Source organism: Litoribacterium kuwaitense, assembly GCF_011058155.1.
Classification (GTDB): Bacteria; Bacillota; Bacilli; order Bacillales; family DSM-28697; genus Litoribacterium; species Litoribacterium kuwaitense.
This window is the reverse complement of sequence record NZ_JAALFC010000115.1, coordinates 1-451: the sequence shown is the minus strand read 5'-3', so window position 1 is coordinate 451 and position 451 is coordinate 1. Positions and strand designations below refer to the sequence as shown.

The 451-nt window shown below is 47.2% G+C and carries 1 protein-coding gene; it reads right to left on the bottom strand.

What is annotated here, in order from left to right; translation table 11 throughout:
• A partial coding sequence (locus tag G4V62_RS19255) for a helix-turn-helix domain-containing protein (protein WP_165205249.1) occupies positions 1 to 451 on the bottom strand: 451 nt, incomplete at both ends.

Below are 451 nucleotides of genomic sequence, written 5' to 3'. Positions count from 1 at the left end.
TTTTTTCTGTAAGTAGCTTTTGACCGTGCGTACAGAACGGTCTGGAAGGATATCCAACAAACGCCCCGTTTCTCCATCAGCGATGACCACTTGATATTTCCCAGCGTTCGTATCCCCTTTATATTCATCAATCGCTATCACTTCAGGCAGTTCTTCCACTTCTTGCAGGGCGGGGGCAGAGATCGCATCAAACCGACGCGCTACGGTTGTCGGTGATGTTCGGAATTGCGCTGCCGTATCGACAAAGTTTTTTCCCGTCACCGCACGAATCCCTAACGCTTGATTCCACTCTTTTGTATGGCGCTGATACCTTTCGACAAACGTATTTTTCTCCGCAAAACGCTTTCCACAGGCACAAGCATACCTACGTTTTCGATAAAACATCTCGGTTGTGCGCTCAAATACTTTAAGGTGTTGGACTTTTTGGATGCGATAATCATGAACGCGTGTC